The 14,550-nt window shown below is 72.4% G+C and carries 17 protein-coding genes; 9 read left to right on the top strand and 8 right to left on the bottom strand.

Annotation, left to right across the window (positions count from 1 at the left end):
* The first annotated feature begins 94 nt into the window (after positions 1–94).
* The gene (locus AC156L_RS31720; protein ID WP_330879189.1) at positions 95–772 is read left to right on the top strand and encodes a hypothetical protein; all 678 of its coding nucleotides are present in this window, start codon (positions 95–97) and stop codon (positions 770–772) included.
* Between the two features lie 7 nt (positions 773–779).
* Here the strand turns inward: AC156L_RS31720 and AC156L_RS31715 are convergent, their stop codons facing one another.
* The 4 genes from AC156L_RS31715 to AC156L_RS31700 all read right to left on the bottom strand — a co-directional run bounded on the left by AC156L_RS31715 (position 780) and on the right by AC156L_RS31700 (position 4,981).
* Positions 780–2,111: a dicarboxylate/amino acid:cation symporter gene (locus AC156L_RS31715; protein WP_330879190.1), complete on the bottom strand. Its 1,332-nt coding sequence runs from the start codon at positions 2,109–2,111 to the stop codon at positions 780–782.
* A 179-nt stretch (positions 2,112–2,290) separates the two neighbouring features.
* A complete protein-coding gene (locus AC156L_RS31710) occupies positions 2,291–2,908 on the bottom strand; it encodes a Maf family protein (protein ID WP_330879191.1) in 618 nt (205 codons plus the stop codon).
* Positions 2,909–2,936: 28 nt separating this feature from the next.
* Positions 2,937–4,382, bottom strand: a complete 1,446-nt coding sequence (locus tag AC156L_RS31705; protein WP_330879192.1) for a DHA2 family efflux MFS transporter permease subunit — start codon at positions 4,380–4,382, stop codon at positions 2,937–2,939.
* A complete protein-coding gene (locus AC156L_RS31700) occupies positions 4,379–4,981 on the bottom strand; it encodes a helix-turn-helix transcriptional regulator (protein WP_330879193.1) in 603 nt (200 codons plus the stop codon). The genes AC156L_RS31705 and AC156L_RS31700 overlap by 4 nt, the downstream gene beginning before the upstream one ends.
* 76 nt (positions 4,982–5,057) lie before the next feature.
* On the opposite strand from AC156L_RS31700, the gene AC156L_RS31695 reads away from it, so the two are divergent.
* Entirely contained in the window at positions 5,058–5,504 is a 447-nt protein-coding gene (locus tag AC156L_RS31695; RefSeq protein WP_330879194.1) for a hypothetical protein, read from the top strand.
* A gap of 209 nt (positions 5,505–5,713) precedes the next feature.
* Here the strand turns inward: AC156L_RS31695 and AC156L_RS31690 are convergent, their stop codons facing one another.
* On the bottom strand, positions 5,714–5,902 hold the full coding sequence (locus AC156L_RS31690; protein ID WP_484407568.1) for an acyl-CoA carboxylase subunit epsilon: 189 nt from the start codon (positions 5,900–5,902) through the stop codon (positions 5,714–5,716).
* 23 nt (positions 5,903–5,925) lie between these two features.
* A complete protein-coding gene (locus tag AC156L_RS31685) occupies positions 5,926–7,557 on the bottom strand; it encodes an acyl-CoA carboxylase subunit beta (RefSeq protein ID WP_330879196.1) in 1,632 nt (543 codons plus the stop codon).
* A gap of 160 nt (positions 7,558–7,717) precedes the next feature.
* Here AC156L_RS31685 and AC156L_RS31680 point away from each other — a divergent pair, with 160 nt between their 5' ends.
* The 3 genes from AC156L_RS31680 (at position 7,718) to AC156L_RS31670 (ending at position 10,062) form a co-directional block, all read left to right on the top strand.
* Positions 7,718–8,530 carry a biotin--[acetyl-CoA-carboxylase] ligase gene (locus tag AC156L_RS31680; RefSeq protein ID WP_330879197.1) on the top strand — a complete coding sequence of 271 codons (813 nt, stop codon included), beginning with the start codon at positions 7,718–7,720 and terminating at the stop codon, positions 8,528–8,530.
* A gap of 85 nt (positions 8,531–8,615) precedes the next feature.
* A complete protein-coding gene (locus tag AC156L_RS31675; RefSeq protein ID WP_330879198.1) occupies positions 8,616–9,146 on the top strand; it encodes a PH domain-containing protein in 531 nt (176 codons plus the stop codon).
* Positions 9,133–10,062 carry a hydroxymethylglutaryl-CoA lyase gene (locus AC156L_RS31670; protein ID WP_330879199.1) on the top strand — a complete coding sequence of 310 codons (930 nt, stop codon included), beginning with the start codon at positions 9,133–9,135 and terminating at the stop codon, positions 10,060–10,062. Before AC156L_RS31675 ends, AC156L_RS31670 begins: the two co-directional genes overlap by 14 nt.
* Here the strand turns inward: AC156L_RS31670 and AC156L_RS31665 are convergent.
* Positions 10,051–10,503: a MaoC family dehydratase gene (locus AC156L_RS31665; protein ID WP_330879200.1), complete on the bottom strand. Its 453-nt coding sequence runs from the start codon at positions 10,501–10,503 to the stop codon at positions 10,051–10,053. The two genes, AC156L_RS31670 and AC156L_RS31665, sit on opposite strands and share 12 nt — an antisense overlap.
* Positions 10,504–10,572: 69 nt before the next feature.
* Between AC156L_RS31665 and AC156L_RS31660 the strand changes: the two genes are divergently transcribed.
* From AC156L_RS31660 to AC156L_RS31645, 4 genes are read left to right on the top strand one after another with little or no spacing between them, the layout of a single operon-like run.
* Positions 10,573–11,028 carry a YbaB/EbfC family nucleoid-associated protein gene (locus tag AC156L_RS31660; RefSeq protein ID WP_330879201.1) on the top strand — a complete coding sequence of 152 codons (456 nt, stop codon included), beginning with the start codon at positions 10,573–10,575 and terminating at the stop codon, positions 11,026–11,028.
* Positions 11,025–11,339, top strand: coding sequence for a WXG100 family type VII secretion target (locus AC156L_RS31655; protein WP_330879202.1), 315 nt, complete (start codon positions 11,025–11,027; stop codon positions 11,337–11,339). Before AC156L_RS31660 ends, AC156L_RS31655 begins: the two co-directional genes overlap by 4 nt.
* A gap of 11 nt (positions 11,340–11,350) precedes the next feature.
* Positions 11,351–13,519, top strand: a complete 2,169-nt coding sequence (locus tag AC156L_RS31650) for a TNT domain-containing protein (RefSeq protein ID WP_484407552.1) — start codon at positions 11,351–11,353, stop codon at positions 13,517–13,519.
* Positions 13,516–13,779: a hypothetical protein gene (locus tag AC156L_RS31645; protein WP_330879204.1), complete on the top strand. Its 264-nt coding sequence runs from the start codon at positions 13,516–13,518 to the stop codon at positions 13,777–13,779. Before AC156L_RS31650 ends, AC156L_RS31645 begins: the two co-directional genes overlap by 4 nt.
* Here AC156L_RS31645 and hisN read toward each other — a convergent pair.
* Positions 13,760–14,539, bottom strand: a complete 780-nt coding sequence (hisN, locus tag AC156L_RS31640; protein ID WP_414720041.1) for a histidinol-phosphatase — start codon at positions 14,537–14,539, stop codon at positions 13,760–13,762. The two genes, AC156L_RS31645 and hisN, sit on opposite strands and share 20 nt — an antisense overlap.
* Positions 14,540–14,550: the final 11 nt, after the last annotated feature.

The raw sequence follows: 14,550 nt of genomic DNA, 5'->3' as shown, positions 1-14,550 counted from the left end.
AGCAGCTTAGTGACCCACCAGTAACCTCGTGACCGAGAGCATGCTCACTTTCCAGGGGAATCCTCCTCCATTCGGACGCTCCGCGGAGGGACACGTGACCGAGGCGCCCAAGACGGTGCTGTTCGCGGCCGGTGCGGCGGTGCTGGTCATCGTCGGCTGCCTGGTGACGGCCTACGCGCTGAGGCCCCCGTCGGCGCCGGAACCGCGTGCCGACGAGTCCTCCTCGGCCGACGCGGGCCTGCGCTGCGGCACGACCCCGTGCCGCCCGGTGGACGCGTCGACCGTCGGCGAGGACGTGGTGGAGGTGCTGGTCGGCGAGGGCGGCGGCCGGGTCAAGGTGACCGGTCCGGCGGGCACGACCGTCTTCGAGTCGACCGTCGTGGAGTCCGGCGGCCAGATCGACGCGCAGTCGCTGGAGTGCGTGTCCGCCCAGGTCAGCGTGTGCCTCGTGCGCGGGAAGGCCGGTGAGGAGCTGCTGGGCGAGGTGCTGGTCGGCCGCGCGGGCGGGTGGACCAGGGCCCAGGCGCGCTACCTGGCGACCGGCGGCTACCTGGCGCTGCACGACGCCGACGGCGACCGGGTCGCCGACGTCGTCGCCGTGCAGCGCCCGTGCGACCCGACGGGCTGCGGGAAGTCCTACGCGCAGGTGTTCTCGTTCACCGCGGGCAAGCCGCTCCTCGGCTGCACCGCCGCCGTGAACGCCCTCGAAGACCTGCCCGGATGGCCGACGGTCGCACCAGCGGCCGCCGACCTCCGGTCGTGCGTGGCCTGACCCGTGGTCAGGCCGGGACGGGCTCGCGAGCGGGCTCGGGGCCGTCGAGCAGCGGCGGGGCGCTCGGGGCGTTGAGCACCTCGTCGTCGATCAGGCCCTCGCCGCGCGCGACCAGCACCGGGACGGTGATCTGCCCGGCCACGTTCGTCGCGGTGCGGACCATGTCCAGGATCGGGTCGATCGCGTAGACCACGGCGACACCGGTCGCGATGACCTCCGGCGGCAGGTTCACCGCGCCGAGGGTCAGCGTGAGCATGGTGAACCAGCCGGTCGTGCCCGCCGTGGCGATGGCGCCGAACACGGCGACGGCGATGATCAGCAGGTACTGGCCGACGCCGAGCTGGATGCCGAACAGGTTGGCGATGAAGATCGTCGCGACGGCCGGGTACACCGCGGCGCACCCGTCCATCTTGGTCGTCGTGCCCAGCGGCACGGCGAAGCTCGCGTAGTCGGCGTCGACGCCGAGGTTCGCGGCGGTCTGCCTGCTCAGCGGCAGCGTGGCGCCCGACGAGCGGGACACGAACGCGAACTGGATCGCCGTCCACGCCTTGGCGAAGAACGTCACCGGGCTGACCCCGCCGACGAACTTCAGCAGCAGCGGGTACACCACGAACAGCACCAGCAGCGCGCCCGCGTAGACCGCGGCGATCAGCGAGAACAGCGGCTTCACGAAGCTGTTGCCGTAGGTCGCGAACGCCGAGCCGATCAGGCCGAACACGCCGAGCGGGGCCAGCAGGATGATCCAGCCGACGACCTTCTGGACCAGGTCGAACGCCGAGCGGGTCAGCGCGACGAACGGGGCGGCGCGCTCGCCGATCGCGTACGCGGCGAAGCCGATCAGCAGCGAGATGAACACCACCTGGAGCACGCGGCCCTCGGTGAACGCGCTGAACAGGTTCGACGGCACCAGGCTGTCGAAGAACGCGCTCCACGAGCCGGTGTCGCGGGTGGCGAGCTTGTTCAGCGCCGACTCGGACGGCGTGACCTGCACACCGCTGCCGGGCTTGAAGACGATGCCGATGGCGAGGCCGATGAGCACCGCGACGAGGGACGTGATCGCGAACCACAGCAGCGTCTTGCCGCCGAGGCGGGCCGCGGTGCGGGAACCGCCGAGCCTGCGCAGGCTGGTGATGCCGACGACGATCGCGGTGAAGACGAGCGGGATGACCGTGAGCTGGAGCAGGTCGGTGAAGACCCCGCCGATCTTGGTCAACGTGGCCACGAGCCACGTCTGGCCGGTCTGCTTGGCCAGGAACCCGGTGAGGGCGCCGAGCACGAGCCCGGCGAGGACGGTGAGGCCGAAGACCTTCGGCCTGGTGTACGCGCGGATGAACGACACAACTGCTCCGAGGTGTGCGCGGGGAAGGGGGTGACGGGGCCGTTCCCCCCGGTCAGCCCGTGCTCTTCCTGCGACCAAGGTCGATGTGCCGTCGGCGCGTCAAGAACTCGTTCATCTCAGCTCCCCCAACGTCGTGAGCGTGGGTCGAGCTTCCCGAAAACCGCTGGTTGTGACCAGGGCTACCACATGTCGGACACCCGAACGCCGATCTCGGCGAGCAGGCGGCGGGTCAGCGGCAGGCTGATCCCGATCACGCTCGACGGGTCGCCGTCGATGCCGTCGACGAACCAGCCGCCCAGTCCGTCCAACGTGAACGCGCCCGCGACCTGCAACGGCTCGCCGGTCGCCAGGTACGCCTCCAGGTCGGCCTCGTCCGGACGGCCGAACCGGACGGTCGTCGGCTCGCTGTCCGCGCCCCGCGCCGCGACCTCGCCGTCCCGCAGCCTCAGCACGGCGTGGCCGGTCAGCAGCGTGCCGGACGTGCCCGCCATCCGCCGCCACCGGTCGCGGGCCGCCTCGACCGTGCCCGGCTTGCCCTCCAGCGACCCGTCGGCGGTCAGCAGCATCGAGTCGCAACCGATCACCACGGCGTCCGGGAACTCCGCCGCGACCAGCGGCAGCACCGCCTCCGCCTTCGCGACGGCCAGCGCCGTCACCACCTCGGCGGGCTTCGGGTCGACCAGCGCGGCGGCCACCGCGTCCTCGTCCACACCGGACACCCGGACGACGGGCTCGACCCCGGCCGCGCGGAGGACGGACAGACGGGCGGGGGAGGCCGAAGCCAGCACTAGGCGCACGTGATCAGCCTAGTGCCGGCTCCCCGGCTCACCCCGCCCGCTCGACCAGCACCGGCTCGGCCGCCTGCACGGGGGCGGGCCTGCGCATCGCCAGCGTGCAGGCGGTGCCGACGAGCAGCACGGCCACCAGCATCCACATCGTGTCGCCCGCCGCGTCGGTGAACGCCGCCGGGTAGTCGCCGCGCGTGCTGGCCAGGTGCGTGTCCAACCGGGCCTGGAGCAGCACGCCGACCGCCGCGCTGCCCAGCACCGAGCCGATCTGGCGGGACGTGTTGAAGATGCCGGAGCCCGCGCCCATCAGCTTCCGGTCGACGCCGCGGGTGGAGATGTTCGCCAGCGGCGAGAACACCAAGCCCAGGCCCGCGCCGCAGACCAGCAGCTCGGGGATCAGCTCCCAGCTCGCGATGCCCGGCTCCAGCCGCCACGACAGCAGCGCGATGCCGAGCGCCAGCAGCGCGAAGCCGGTGGCGGGCAGGAACCGCGCCCACGGGCGGTCCGACAGCTTGCCGGAGATCGCGCTGAACGTGCCGGACAGCAGCGACATCGGCGCCGTCAGCAACCCGGACTCCACCGCGGACAGCCCCAGCACCGACTGGATGTAGATGATCAGCGGCAGGAACAGGCCCGTGACGCCGAAGCCGATGACGACGTTGGCGGCGTTGCCCAGCGAGAAGTTCCGGTTCGCGAAGATCCGCAGCGGCAGCAGCGGCTCCTTCTTGTTGACCGCCTGCCACACCACGAACCCGATCAGCAGCACCACGCCTGCGGAGATGATCTCGGGGATCGTGACCGGCCCCCACACCTCGCCCCACGCGTACTGCTGGCCCTCCTGCACGCCGAACACCACCAGCGTCAGGCCGACGCAGCACAGCAGGATGCCCAGCGGGTCGAAGCTGTGGCTCGTGCCGGGCTGCCAGTCGGGCACCAGCACGGCCGTGAGCACCAGCGCGACCACACCGACGGGCACGTTCACGAAGAAGATCCACTCCCACCCGAGGTGGTCGACCAGCACACCGCCCAGCAGCGGCCCGGTGACCGTCGCGACACCCGCGACCGCACCCCACAGCCCCATCGCCCCACCGCGCTTGGCGGGCGGGAACAGGTGCGTGATGAACGCCATCGTCTGCGGCGTCATCATCGCCGCGCCCAGCCCCTGCACACCGCGCGCCACGATCAGCGCCTCGACCGACCCGGACAGCCCGCACCACAGCGAAGACCCGATGAACACCACCAGGCCCACCAGGAACAGCCGCTTCGGCCCGAACCGGTCGCCCAGCCTGCCGGTCAGCAGCAGCGGGACGGCGTAGGTCAGCAGGTAGACGCTGTTGACCCAGATGATCTCGTTCAGCCCCGCGTCCAGGTCCTCGATCATGGACGGGATCGCCACGTTCACGATCGTCGTGTCCAGCAGGATCATGAAGAATCCGAGGCACAGCGCGGACAGCGCCGCCCACGGGTTCACTTGCCGGCTCATCGCCGGTCCTCCTCAAGCTCTTCGATGCGACGGTGCGCCGCTTCGGGCCATGGCAGCTCGTCGGACGAGAGCTGCTCGATCAGCCGTTCCACCCAGTCCAGCTCGGCCTGCCGCATCGCCCGGCTGTACCGCAGGTCGATCCAGAACAGCGGATCGACCTCCCGCGCCCCCAGCTCCGAGATGGCGGCGTCGACGGCGGCGATCTCCCCGCCCAACGCCAGCACCCGCGCCCGCAGCCCCGCGAGCGCCTCTTCGGGACGCACCGTGTGCAGGTGCTGGGCGGCCATCGCGAACCGCGGGTGCTCGACCGCGACCGCGGAGATGCTCGTCACCACCTCGGACCGAAAGGCGTCCAGTCCGAGGTCGGTCAACCGGTACGTGGTCCGCTCGGGCCGCTTCCCGGCACGACTCGTCTCCACCACGGCGATCAGCCCGTCCCGTTCGAGCTTCTCCACGGCGTGGTAGAGCGACCCGACGGTGACCTTGGTCAACCGGTCGAGCCGACGTTCGCGGATCTTCTGCTGGATCTCGTAGGGGTGCATGGGCGCCTCGTGGAGGAGTTCCAGCACCACCATGGCGAGGGGACGGATGGCGGCCACCACGTGCTCCGTTCTGATTATTCGATCTGGAGTATATGACGTCGCGTAGAACTACCGATGCGCACGACCTGTGGCCTTGGGCACGCTGGGCGTGGTGAAGCACTGGTCACTGGTGAGCGCACGCCCACAACCCACCGGCTCACGCCACGCGACACTCGTGGTGGTCCTGTCGGTGCTGGCGGGCATCGCGGTGGTGGGCAGGGTCCTCTCGGCGGACCCGATCGCCTACGGCGTCCCGGTCTGGCCGTTCGCCGACACCGCGGAACAGGCGGAGAGCAGAGTGATGACCTCGGTGGCGAGCGCGGCGAGGACGAGCGCGGCGAACGAGGGGAACCTGAAGAAGATCCCGGAATCGGTAACCGCAACCGACGTGGAAGTGCTGCGCACCCGTGCGCGGCACGACGGCCTGGCCGTGTGGCTGCTGCTGCGCCTGGAAGTGCCGGCGGTGGGAACCAGGTGCAGGGAGGTAGTGGTCTCGGGCGCGACACCGGTAGAGGTGAACAGCCGCCACGTCACCTGCTGACGAACGGGGAGCCACCGCTTTCCCTGAAGCGGTGGCCGGTTCTGCCCAGGGGTTCGACCCTTGGGACTTGTGATCGGGCTGGCTTCCGGGACCGCCCCTCCAGCCCGATCAAGGGTCGAGTCGAGGGGGCCCCGAGTCACGTTGGCCGTCCCGCTGGGACCGGCAGCCACCAGATCCGACGGGACCGGCAGCCACCACGGCGTCAGCACCTACCGAGGCAACCCGGAAGCCCGCCACCCCCCGACCCCCGGCCTCAACGCCCCCCGAACCGACCGAGCCGGATTCCCCCACTCGGACCGAGCGGCGACCGGCCCCGGCACAGCCCCACCCCCGGCCATCCCGGCCACCACCGCGACCAGCGCCGCCAGCTCCTCGGCATCGGGCTCCCCGCGGACCACCCGAAGCACCACCCGGTCGGCGCTCACAGCGGGATGTTCCCGTGCTTCTTGGGCGGCATGCTCTCCCTCTTGTCCCTCAGCACGTTCAACGCCCGAGCCACGTACCCCCGCGTGTACGAGGGCGGGATCACCGAGTCCACGTACCCCCGCTCCGCCGCCACGTACGGGTTGCACAGCGCGTCCTCGTACTCCGTCTGCAACCGCGCCCGCAGCGCGTCCACGTCCTCGCCGGAGCTGACCGCGTTCGCCAACGTCTTCCGGTGCACGATGTTCGCCGCCCCGGAAGCCCCCATCACCGCGATCTGCGCCGTCGGCCAGGCCAGGTTGACGTCCGCGCCGAGGTGCTTCGACCCCATCACGTCGTACGCCCCGCCGTAGGCCTTGCGCGTGATCACCGTGACCAGCGGGACCGTCGCCTCCGCGTAGGCGTAGATCAGCTTCGCCCCGCGCCGGATGATCCCGTTCCACTCCTGGTCCGTTCCGGGCAGGAACCCCGGCACGTCCACGAACGTCAGCACCGGCACGTTGAACGCGTCGCACGTCCGGACGAACCGGGCCGCCTTCTCCGACGCGTCGATGTCCAGGCAGCCCGCGTACTGCGTCGGCTGGTTCGCCACGACGCCGACCGGGTGGCCGTCCACCCGCCCGAACCCGACCAGGATGTTCGGGGCGAACAGCGGCTGGACCTCCAGGAACTCGCCGTCGTCCAGGACGCGGGTGAGCACCTCGTGCATGTCGTACGGCTGGTTCGCCGAGTCCGGGATGAGGGTGTCCAGCTCGCGGTCCTCGTCGGTGACCGAGTCCTCCAGGCTGCCGTGCAGGAGGTCCTGCGGGGCGTCGAGGACCGGCGCCTCCGCGAGGTTGTTCGACGGCAGGTAGGACAGCAGTTCCTTGACGTAGGCGATGGCGTCGTCCTCGTCGCTGCCCAGGTAGTGGGCGTTGCCGGACTTGGTGTTGTGCGTCCGGCCCCCGCCCAGCTCCTCGAACCCGACGTCCTCGCCGGTGACGGTCTTGATCACGTCCGGACCGGTGATGAACATGTGCGACGTCCGGTCGACCATGACGACGAAGTCGGTCAGGGCGGGGGAGTACACGTGGCCGCCCGCGTTCGCGCCCATGATCAGCGAGATCTGCGGGATGACGCCGGAGGCCTGCACGTTGCGGCGGAAGATCTCGCCGTAGAGCCCGAGGGAGACGACGCCCTCCTGGATGCGGGCCCCGCCGCCCTCGTTGATGCCGACCAGCGGCCTGCCGGTCTTGAGCGCCAGGTCCATGACCTTGACGATCTTCTCGCCGTAGACCTCGCCGAGCGAGCCGCCGAAGATCGTGACGTCCTGGCTGAACACGCACACCGGGCGGCCGTCGACCGTGCCGTAGCCGGTCACGACGCCGTCGCCGTACGGGCGGTTCTTCTCCAGGCCGAAGTTGGTCGAGCGGTGGCGGGCCAGCTCGTCCAGCTCGATGAACGAGCCGGGGTCGAGCAGCGCGTCGATGCGCTCGCGGGCGGTCTTCTTGCCCTTCGCGTGCTGCTTCTCGACCGCACGCTCCGAGCCCGCGTGCACCGCCGCCTCGGTGCGGCGGCGGAGGTCGGCCAGCTTCCCGGCCGTGGTGTGGACGTCGGCCTCGTCGCCGACCGGTTCCGTGGCGCTGCTCATGGCTAGGCAGCCTAACCACAGGTGAGTGACCGCGTACTGATCAGTAGCTCACGTCACGGGGACGAGCTTGACCTCCAGCGCGGTCGAGGTTGCAGCCTTGACCGGTCCACCCCGCCGCACGTCCCGCTCCGACCGGCGGCGGGGCGGACGTCTTCCTAGGATGACGCGGGTGAGCACGCCTCTGGACGTCGACGCGCTGCGGTCCCGCCTGGTCGGGCCGTACGCCTCGGTCGACTTCACCCCCAGCACCCCGTCCACGAACGCCGACCTGGTGCGGGCCGCCGCCGAGGGCGCGCCCGACCGCACGGTGCTGATCGCCGACGAGCAGACCGCGGGCCAGGGTCGGCGCGGCCGGTCGTGGGTCTCGCCGCCCGGCAGCGGGCTGTACGTGAGCGCGCTGTTCCGGCCCGCCGGGGTCGACCCGGCCCGGTTGCCGTGGCTGACGCTGATCGCGGGCCTGGCGCTCGTGCGGGTCGCGGACTCCGTCGGGGTCGCGGCGACGCTGAAGTGGCCCAACGACCTGCTGCTCGGGCCCGAGCGCGGCAAGGGCGCCGGGGTGCTGGCCGAGGCGAGCGGCGGCGCGGTCGTCGTGGGCGTGGGGCTGAACGTGGCTCCGCTGCCCGCCGACGTCGTGCCCGGTCCCGGCGGGCTCGCGCCGACGTCGCTGGCCGACGAGGGCGCGTCGGAGCTGGACCGGACGGTCATCGCCGAGCGGCTGCTGCTCGCACTGTCGGAGCTGGAGTTCGACTGGCGCCTCTCGGGTGGCGACCCGAGGTCGACCGGCCTGCTGGACCGGTACCGCGAGCACTGCTCGACGCTCGGGCAGCGGGTGCGGGTCGAGCTGAGCGGCGGCGCCGAACTGGTCGGGACCGGTCAGGACGTCGCCGTGGACGGCACGCTCGTGGTGCGCTCCGACGACGGCGTCGACCACTCGGTCTCCGCGGGCGACGTCGTTCACCTCCGCGTGGTCTGACGAACACGCCGAAGGTCCCGAACGGGCCCGGTGCCCGGCGGTACCGTGGCTCGACCGTTCAGCGCCGCTCATCCGGAGGACCGCCGTGGCGTACCCCGACGACCTGCTCAGCCCCACTGAGCACGTCGTGATCCACAATCACCCGCACTGGAAGATGCTCCTGCTCCCGGTGTTCTCCCTCCTCGCGGTGGTGGCGGTCTTCGCCTTCACCGCGTCGCTGGTCTCGGGCCAGTCGTGGTCGGCGGTCGCGCAGATCGCACTGGTGGTTGTCGGGGTGGTCCTGGTGTCCTGGCTGACGTTGGCGCCGCTGGTCCGCTGGCGGACCACGCACTTCATCGTCACGAGCGACCGGGTGATGGCCCGCGAGGGCGTGCTCAAGCGGACCGGGCTGGACATCCCGCTGTCGCGGATCAACAGCGTGCGGTTCCAGCACAGCCTGCTGGACCGGGTGCTCGGCTGCGGCACGCTGATCATCGAGTCGGCGTCGGACGAACCGCTGGAGTTCGACGACATCCCGAAGGTGGAGCGGGTGCACTCCCTGCTGTACCGGGAGATCAACGACAACCCGGACGACGACTACCGACCTGGGAGCGTGGTGGACGATGGGCGCGCGTGACGTGAACCTGCCCGATGTGGTGCCGGGTGCCGGGCTCCCCGAGAGGATCACGATCTGGGAGGTCGGCGCGCGGGACGGGCTCCAGAACGAGTCGGCGGTCGTACCGGTCGACGTGAAGCTCGAATTCCTGGACCGCATGGCCGACGCCGGGTCGACGGTGCTGGAGGCGACCAGCTTCGTGCACCCGAAGTGGGTGCCGCAGCTCGCCGACGCCGAGGAACTGCTGGCCGGACTGGACCAGCGGCCCGGTGTCCGCTACCCGGTGCTCGTGCCGAACGAGCGCGGGCTGGACCGGGCGCTCGCGGCGGGCGTGCGGGACATCGCGATCTTCGCCAGCGCCACCGAGACGTTCGCCAACCGCAACCTCAACCGCACGCTGGACGAGCAGTTCACGATGTTCGAGCCGGTCGTGGCCCGTGCCCGCGCCGAGGGCCTCGACGTGCGCGGGTACGTGTCGATGTGCTTCGGCGACCCGTGGGAGGGCCCGGTGGCGCGCGAGCAGGTCGCGGGCGTCGGCAAGCGGCTGCTGGACATGGGCTGCTCGCAGCTCTCGCTCGGCGACACGATCGGCGTCGCCACGCCGGGCCAGGTGAAGGCGCTGCTGGCGGTGTTCGACTCGGTCGAGCCGCTGGCCGTGCACTTCCACGACACCTACGGCCAGGCGCTCGCCAACACCTACGCGGCCCTGGAGTGCGGCGTCACGACGGTCGACGCGTCCGCGGGCGGCCTCGGCGGCTGCCCGTACGCGGAGTCCGCGACCGGCAACCTGGCCACCGAGGACCTCGTCTGGATGCTCGACGGTCTCGGCGTCCAGCACGGCGTCGACCTCGACAAGCTGGCCGACACCAGCAAGTGGATGTCCGGGAAGCTCGGCCGCCCCAGCCCGTCCGCGGTCGTCCGGGCGCTACGGGGCTGACGCGCGCGTGGCGAAGATGCCGGTGAACGTCAGCTCGTAGACCTTGTCGTCGCCGCGGTAGGCCGCGCCGGTGATCTCCACCAACCCCATCTCGGGGCGGCTCCTGGACACGCGCGCGCCGAGGACCACCATCTCGCAGCGCAGCACGTCACCCGCGAACACGGGCGCGAGCCACCGCAGGTCGCGCCCACCGGGCGAGCCCTGCGACGTCGAGTCCGCCAGCAGGTGGTCGACGTACTGGCGCATCCACAGCGACGCGGTGAACCAGCCGGACGCGGCGAGCCCGCCGAGGACGGACCTCTTCCCCGCCTCCTCGTCCAGGTGGAACGGTTGGGGGTCGAAGCGCGCGGCGAACGCGAGCATCTCATCGCGGTCGACGGTGACCTCGCCGAGCGGGATGGTCCTCCCAGGGGTCAGGTCTTCGAAAGCCGTGGTGCTCATGGGGAGATACAACCACTGGGAACCGTCCGGTGTGGTCGAACGTCCAACGCGCGTGAACCGGAGGTGGCCGTGACGTCAGATCACCGGGGCCAGGTCGAGGAGCTGCTCGCCGACTACCGGCGCAGCCGCGACCAGTTGGCGTCCGTGCAGCGCGACCTGGCGGGCATCACGGCGTCGGCGACCAGTCCGGACGGCACGGTCACCGCGACCGTCGGCACGGGCGGCACGCTGACGGAGCTGGTGCTGGCCGACAACGCCTACCGCGCGCACCGGCCCGCTCAGCTCGCCGAGCTGATCCTCCGCACCACCGAGGCCGCCGCGGCGGTGGCGGCCGAGCGGACCTACCGCACCCTGGCGCCCGTGCTGCCCGCGGACACCGACCCGGCGGCACTCGTGCGCGGCACCGCGGACCTCACCCCCGAGGAGATCGCCCCGCCGCCTCCTCCGCCGAAGCGCCGAGCGCCCGAGGAGGACGACTTCGCGCTGCGCGACACCTGGATGGACGACTTGGGGAGGACGCGATGAGCGGCTTCGAGGCCGACCTGGCCCGGCTGACCGAGGGCGCGGGCGAGTTCACCGGGTTCGCCGAGCGCGCGGGCGGGATCCTCTCGGACCTGTCCGGCGTGCTCGACCCGCTCGGCGCCTGCTGGGGGTCCGACGCGATCGGCCGGAGCTTCGCGAGCGGCCACGTGGTCAAGGCCGACGAGGCGCTGGCCGGGGTCACCGGGCTGTCCGCCCGGTTCGGCGGGGTCGGCGAGCGCTTCGCCGCCACCGCGCAGACGTACGGCCGGGTCGACGGCGGCGCCGCGGGTTCGCTGCGCGACGTCCGGAGCTGAGGGGCGCGACGATGGGCATCCAACTTCCACCGGAACTCGTCGAGGTCGCCGCGAAGGCGGGCGTCACCTGGCCGGAGGCCGACGAGGACGCGATGCGCGCGTCGGCCGCGGCCTGGCGGGACGCGGGCAACCGCATCACCGGCCTGGCGGGCGAATCCGACGGTTCCGCGACCAAGGCGCTCTCCGGGATCAGCGGAGCGACCGGCGACGCGGCCCGCGCGCACTGGAACGGCGTGGTCGCGCCGGACGGCGACCTGAACACCGCGGCCAAGGGCTGCCACGCCGCCGCCGACCGGCTGGAGCACGGGGCCGAGCAGATCGGCGCCGCCAAGGTGGAGCTGGTCCGCGAACTGGTCAACCTGGCCAAGAACAACGACGCCGCCCAGTCGGCCGCCGCGGCGGGGCACCCGACCGCGCTGCTCGGTCTGGAGACCGCGCTGGCCGGTGCGACGGCGAACGTCGCGAACCTGGCGAACACCCTGGCCGCGTCGGTGCGGCTGGACAGCGGTGTCGACGTCGGCGCGACCACCCCGCCGGTCAACGCCAACCCCGGCTCGCACGGGCACGGCGGTGGGCTGCTCGACACCGTCGGCGGCGTGGTCGACCGGACCGTCGGGGCCGTGGCCGCGCCGGTCGCGGGTGTCGTGCCCGCCGTGACGGGTGCCGTGCCCGGTGCGCTGGCGCCGGTGACCGGTGCGCTGCCGGTGGTGGCGGACGTCGTGCCCGCCGTGACCGGGCCGGTGACCGGTGTGGTGTCGGGTGTGACCGAGCCCGTGGCGGGCGTGGTGTCCGGCGTGACCGGGCCCGTGTCCGGCGTGACCGGGCCCGTGGCGGACGTGGTGTCCGGTGTGACCGAGCCCGTGGCGGGCGTCGTGTCCGGAGTCGTGCCCGCCGTGGTCGAGCCGGTTGTCGCGCCGGTGGAACAGGTGGTCCCGGCCGTCGCCGCGCCCGTGGTGGCCGGGGTCGCTCCCGTCGTCGCCGCGCCGGGTGCTCCCGTCGTGGCCCCCGCCCCAGCCGTCGACCTCGGTGCCGTGCCGCCGGTCCAGCCGCTGGTGAGCGCCACCGACAGCACGGTGGCGCAGTCCGCGGCGACCCTGGTCGACCGGCCGCTGCTGCCCGCCGACCTCGGTGCCCAGCCGCAGGCCCCGGCGCAGCAGGCGCCCGCGCCCGCAGCGCAGGCTCCGGCCCAGGCCCCCGGTTTCACGCCCGCGGCTCCGGGCGCTCCCGCCGCCCCGGCGGCGGGAGCGGCGGTGGTGGGTGCCGTGCAGCGCACCGATCCGCCGGTGTCCCAGCGGCTCGGGGACCCGGCGACCGGGCAGCGTTCGGCCGACCCCGGCCAGCAGCGGTCAGGGGAGCAGCGGGCCGGGGAGCACCGGGCCGGGGAGCACCGGTCAGGAGAACAGCGGGCCGGGGAGCAGACCAGCCAGCAGCGGGCCGAGCAGAAGGTCGCCGAGCAGAAGTCGACCGCCGCTCAGCCGCAGCAGACGTCCTCCCCCGCCGCGACGGGCAAGGAGCTGAGGAAGCCGGAGGACCCGGTGGGCGCGCTGGTCGGGTTCTTCTACTTCCGCGCGTTCCCCAGCGGTGCGGACGCGCGGCCCAGCGTCCGCCCGAGCAGGCAGGTCGAGCCGTCCGCACCCGAGGTCGACCACGTGGACGGCCTGCGGTTCGCGCCGCGGGACCACCCGCACGCCGACCTGGTCGACGCCTCCGCCTCCCAGCCGCGCCCCGTGCCGCGCGCGCTGGCACCGGACCACCCGCTGGTGCGGAACCTGACCGACGGCTACGACCCCCAGGCAGGCCTGCACGAACGGGAGTGGGACGCCCGGTTCGTCCGCCGCGCCGACCCGCTGGAGCACACCTGGCCACCCGCCGCGGTGTTCCCCGAGGGCGGCTACGAGGCCGGCAGGCCCGACGTGCTGCCCGCCGGCACCGAGGTCGACCGCTTCGGCACCCCCGAGGGCCGGGTGCTGGCCGCCGCGGGCACGAGGTTCGCCTGCCGGTCGCTGCCGCCCACCGACCTCGCCGCCGGTTACCGCCGCTACGTCGTCAGCCGCCCGGTCCCGGTGTGGCGCACGATCTCCGTCGGCTGGTTCGGCCAACCCGGCGGCGGCACCCGCTACCGCACGACCTACCCCGTGGCCGACCTGGTCGCGCTGGGCTACCTCATGGAGCTGACATGAACACCGAGGCGCTGGCAGGCTGGCTGCGTTCCGTCGGCGTGCCCGACGAGGTCGTGTCGATCGGGTCCGAGGCCGACAACACCTGGTGCCTCACCCGCGGGGGTGACGGCTGGGAGGTGTTCTGGCGGGAGCAGGGCAACCGGTACGACTGGGCCCGGTTCAGCAGCGAGGACGTGGCCTGCCACTACCTGTTCGGCAGGCTCGTGTGGGCGCAGGTCGCGCGCGGCGCGGTCGGCGTGCTCAGCCCCCAAGCACCCTGAGCGCCTCGTCGTGCAGCAGCCCGTTCGTGGAGAGCGCGCTGCCCCGGTCGTAGCGCTCGACGCCCTTGAGGTCGCTGAACCGGCCACCGGCCTCGGTGATGAGGACCTGCGCGGCGGCGACGTCCCACGGGTTCACGATCGCCTCGGCGGCGATGTCCATCGCGCCCTCGGCGACCAGGCAGTGCGACCAGAAGTCGCCGAACGCCCGGTTCTCCCAGGTGGCGTCCATCAGCGCCAGGTAGGCGTCCTGCGAGTGGTGCTCCGCCCACGAACCGAAGTGCGTCGTGGTCAGGTACGCGTCCTCCAGGTTGGCCACGCGGGACACCGCGAGGCGCCGCACGCCGAACGTGTCCGACGAGTACGCGCCCGTCCCCGACGCGGCCCACCAGCGGCGGCCGAGCGCGGGGGCGCTGATCATGCCGACGACGGGCGTGCCGTCCTCCACCAGCGCGATCAGGGTCGCCCAGGCCGGGACGCCCCGGAGGAAGTTCTTCGTGCCGTCGATCGGGTCGAGCACCCAGGTGCGGCCCGCGCCGACCTCGCCGCCGCGTTCCTCGCCCGCGACGGCGTCGTCCGGGCGGTGCTCGGCCAGCAGGACCCGCACCGCGTCCTCGACGGCCGTGTCGGCGTCCGTGACCGGCGTGCGGTCCGGTTTGCGGTCCACGACGAGGTCCAGCGCGCGGAATCGGGACGTCGTGATCACGTCGGCCGCGTCGGCCAGCAGCCTGGCAAGATCAAGATCACTCTCGTAGCTCTCCACACGCCGCATCG

Source organism: Umezawaea sp. (assembly GCF_057122925.1).
Note: the sequence above shows the minus strand (reverse complement) of the source record. Positions and strands in the feature narration are given on the sequence as shown.

Coding starts and splice junctions, on each gene's coding strand:
- AC156L_RS31705 (WP_330879192.1), bottom strand. CDS start 4,382: ATGAGCCGGCAAGTGAACCCGTGGGCGGCGCTGTCCGCGCTGTGCCTC.
- AC156L_RS31685 (WP_330879196.1), bottom strand. CDS start 7,557: ATGAGCAGCGCCACGGAACCGGTCGGCGACGAGGCCGACGTCCACACC.
- AC156L_RS31680 (WP_330879197.1), top strand. CDS start 7,718: ATGACGCGGGTGAGCACGCCTCTGGACGTCGACGCGCTGCGGTCCCGC.
- AC156L_RS31670 (WP_330879199.1), top strand. CDS start 9,133: ATGGGCGCGCGTGACGTGAACCTGCCCGATGTGGTGCCGGGTGCCGGG.
- AC156L_RS31665 (WP_330879200.1), bottom strand. CDS start 10,503: ATGAGCACCACGGCTTTCGAAGACCTGACCCCTGGGAGGACCATCCCG.
- AC156L_RS31655 (WP_330879202.1), top strand. CDS start 11,025: ATGAGCGGCTTCGAGGCCGACCTGGCCCGGCTGACCGAGGGCGCGGGC.
- AC156L_RS31650 (WP_484407552.1), top strand. CDS start 11,351: ATGGGCATCCAACTTCCACCGGAACTCGTCGAGGTCGCCGCGAAGGCG.
- AC156L_RS31645 (WP_330879204.1), top strand. CDS start 13,516: ATGAACACCGAGGCGCTGGCAGGCTGGCTGCGTTCCGTCGGCGTGCCC.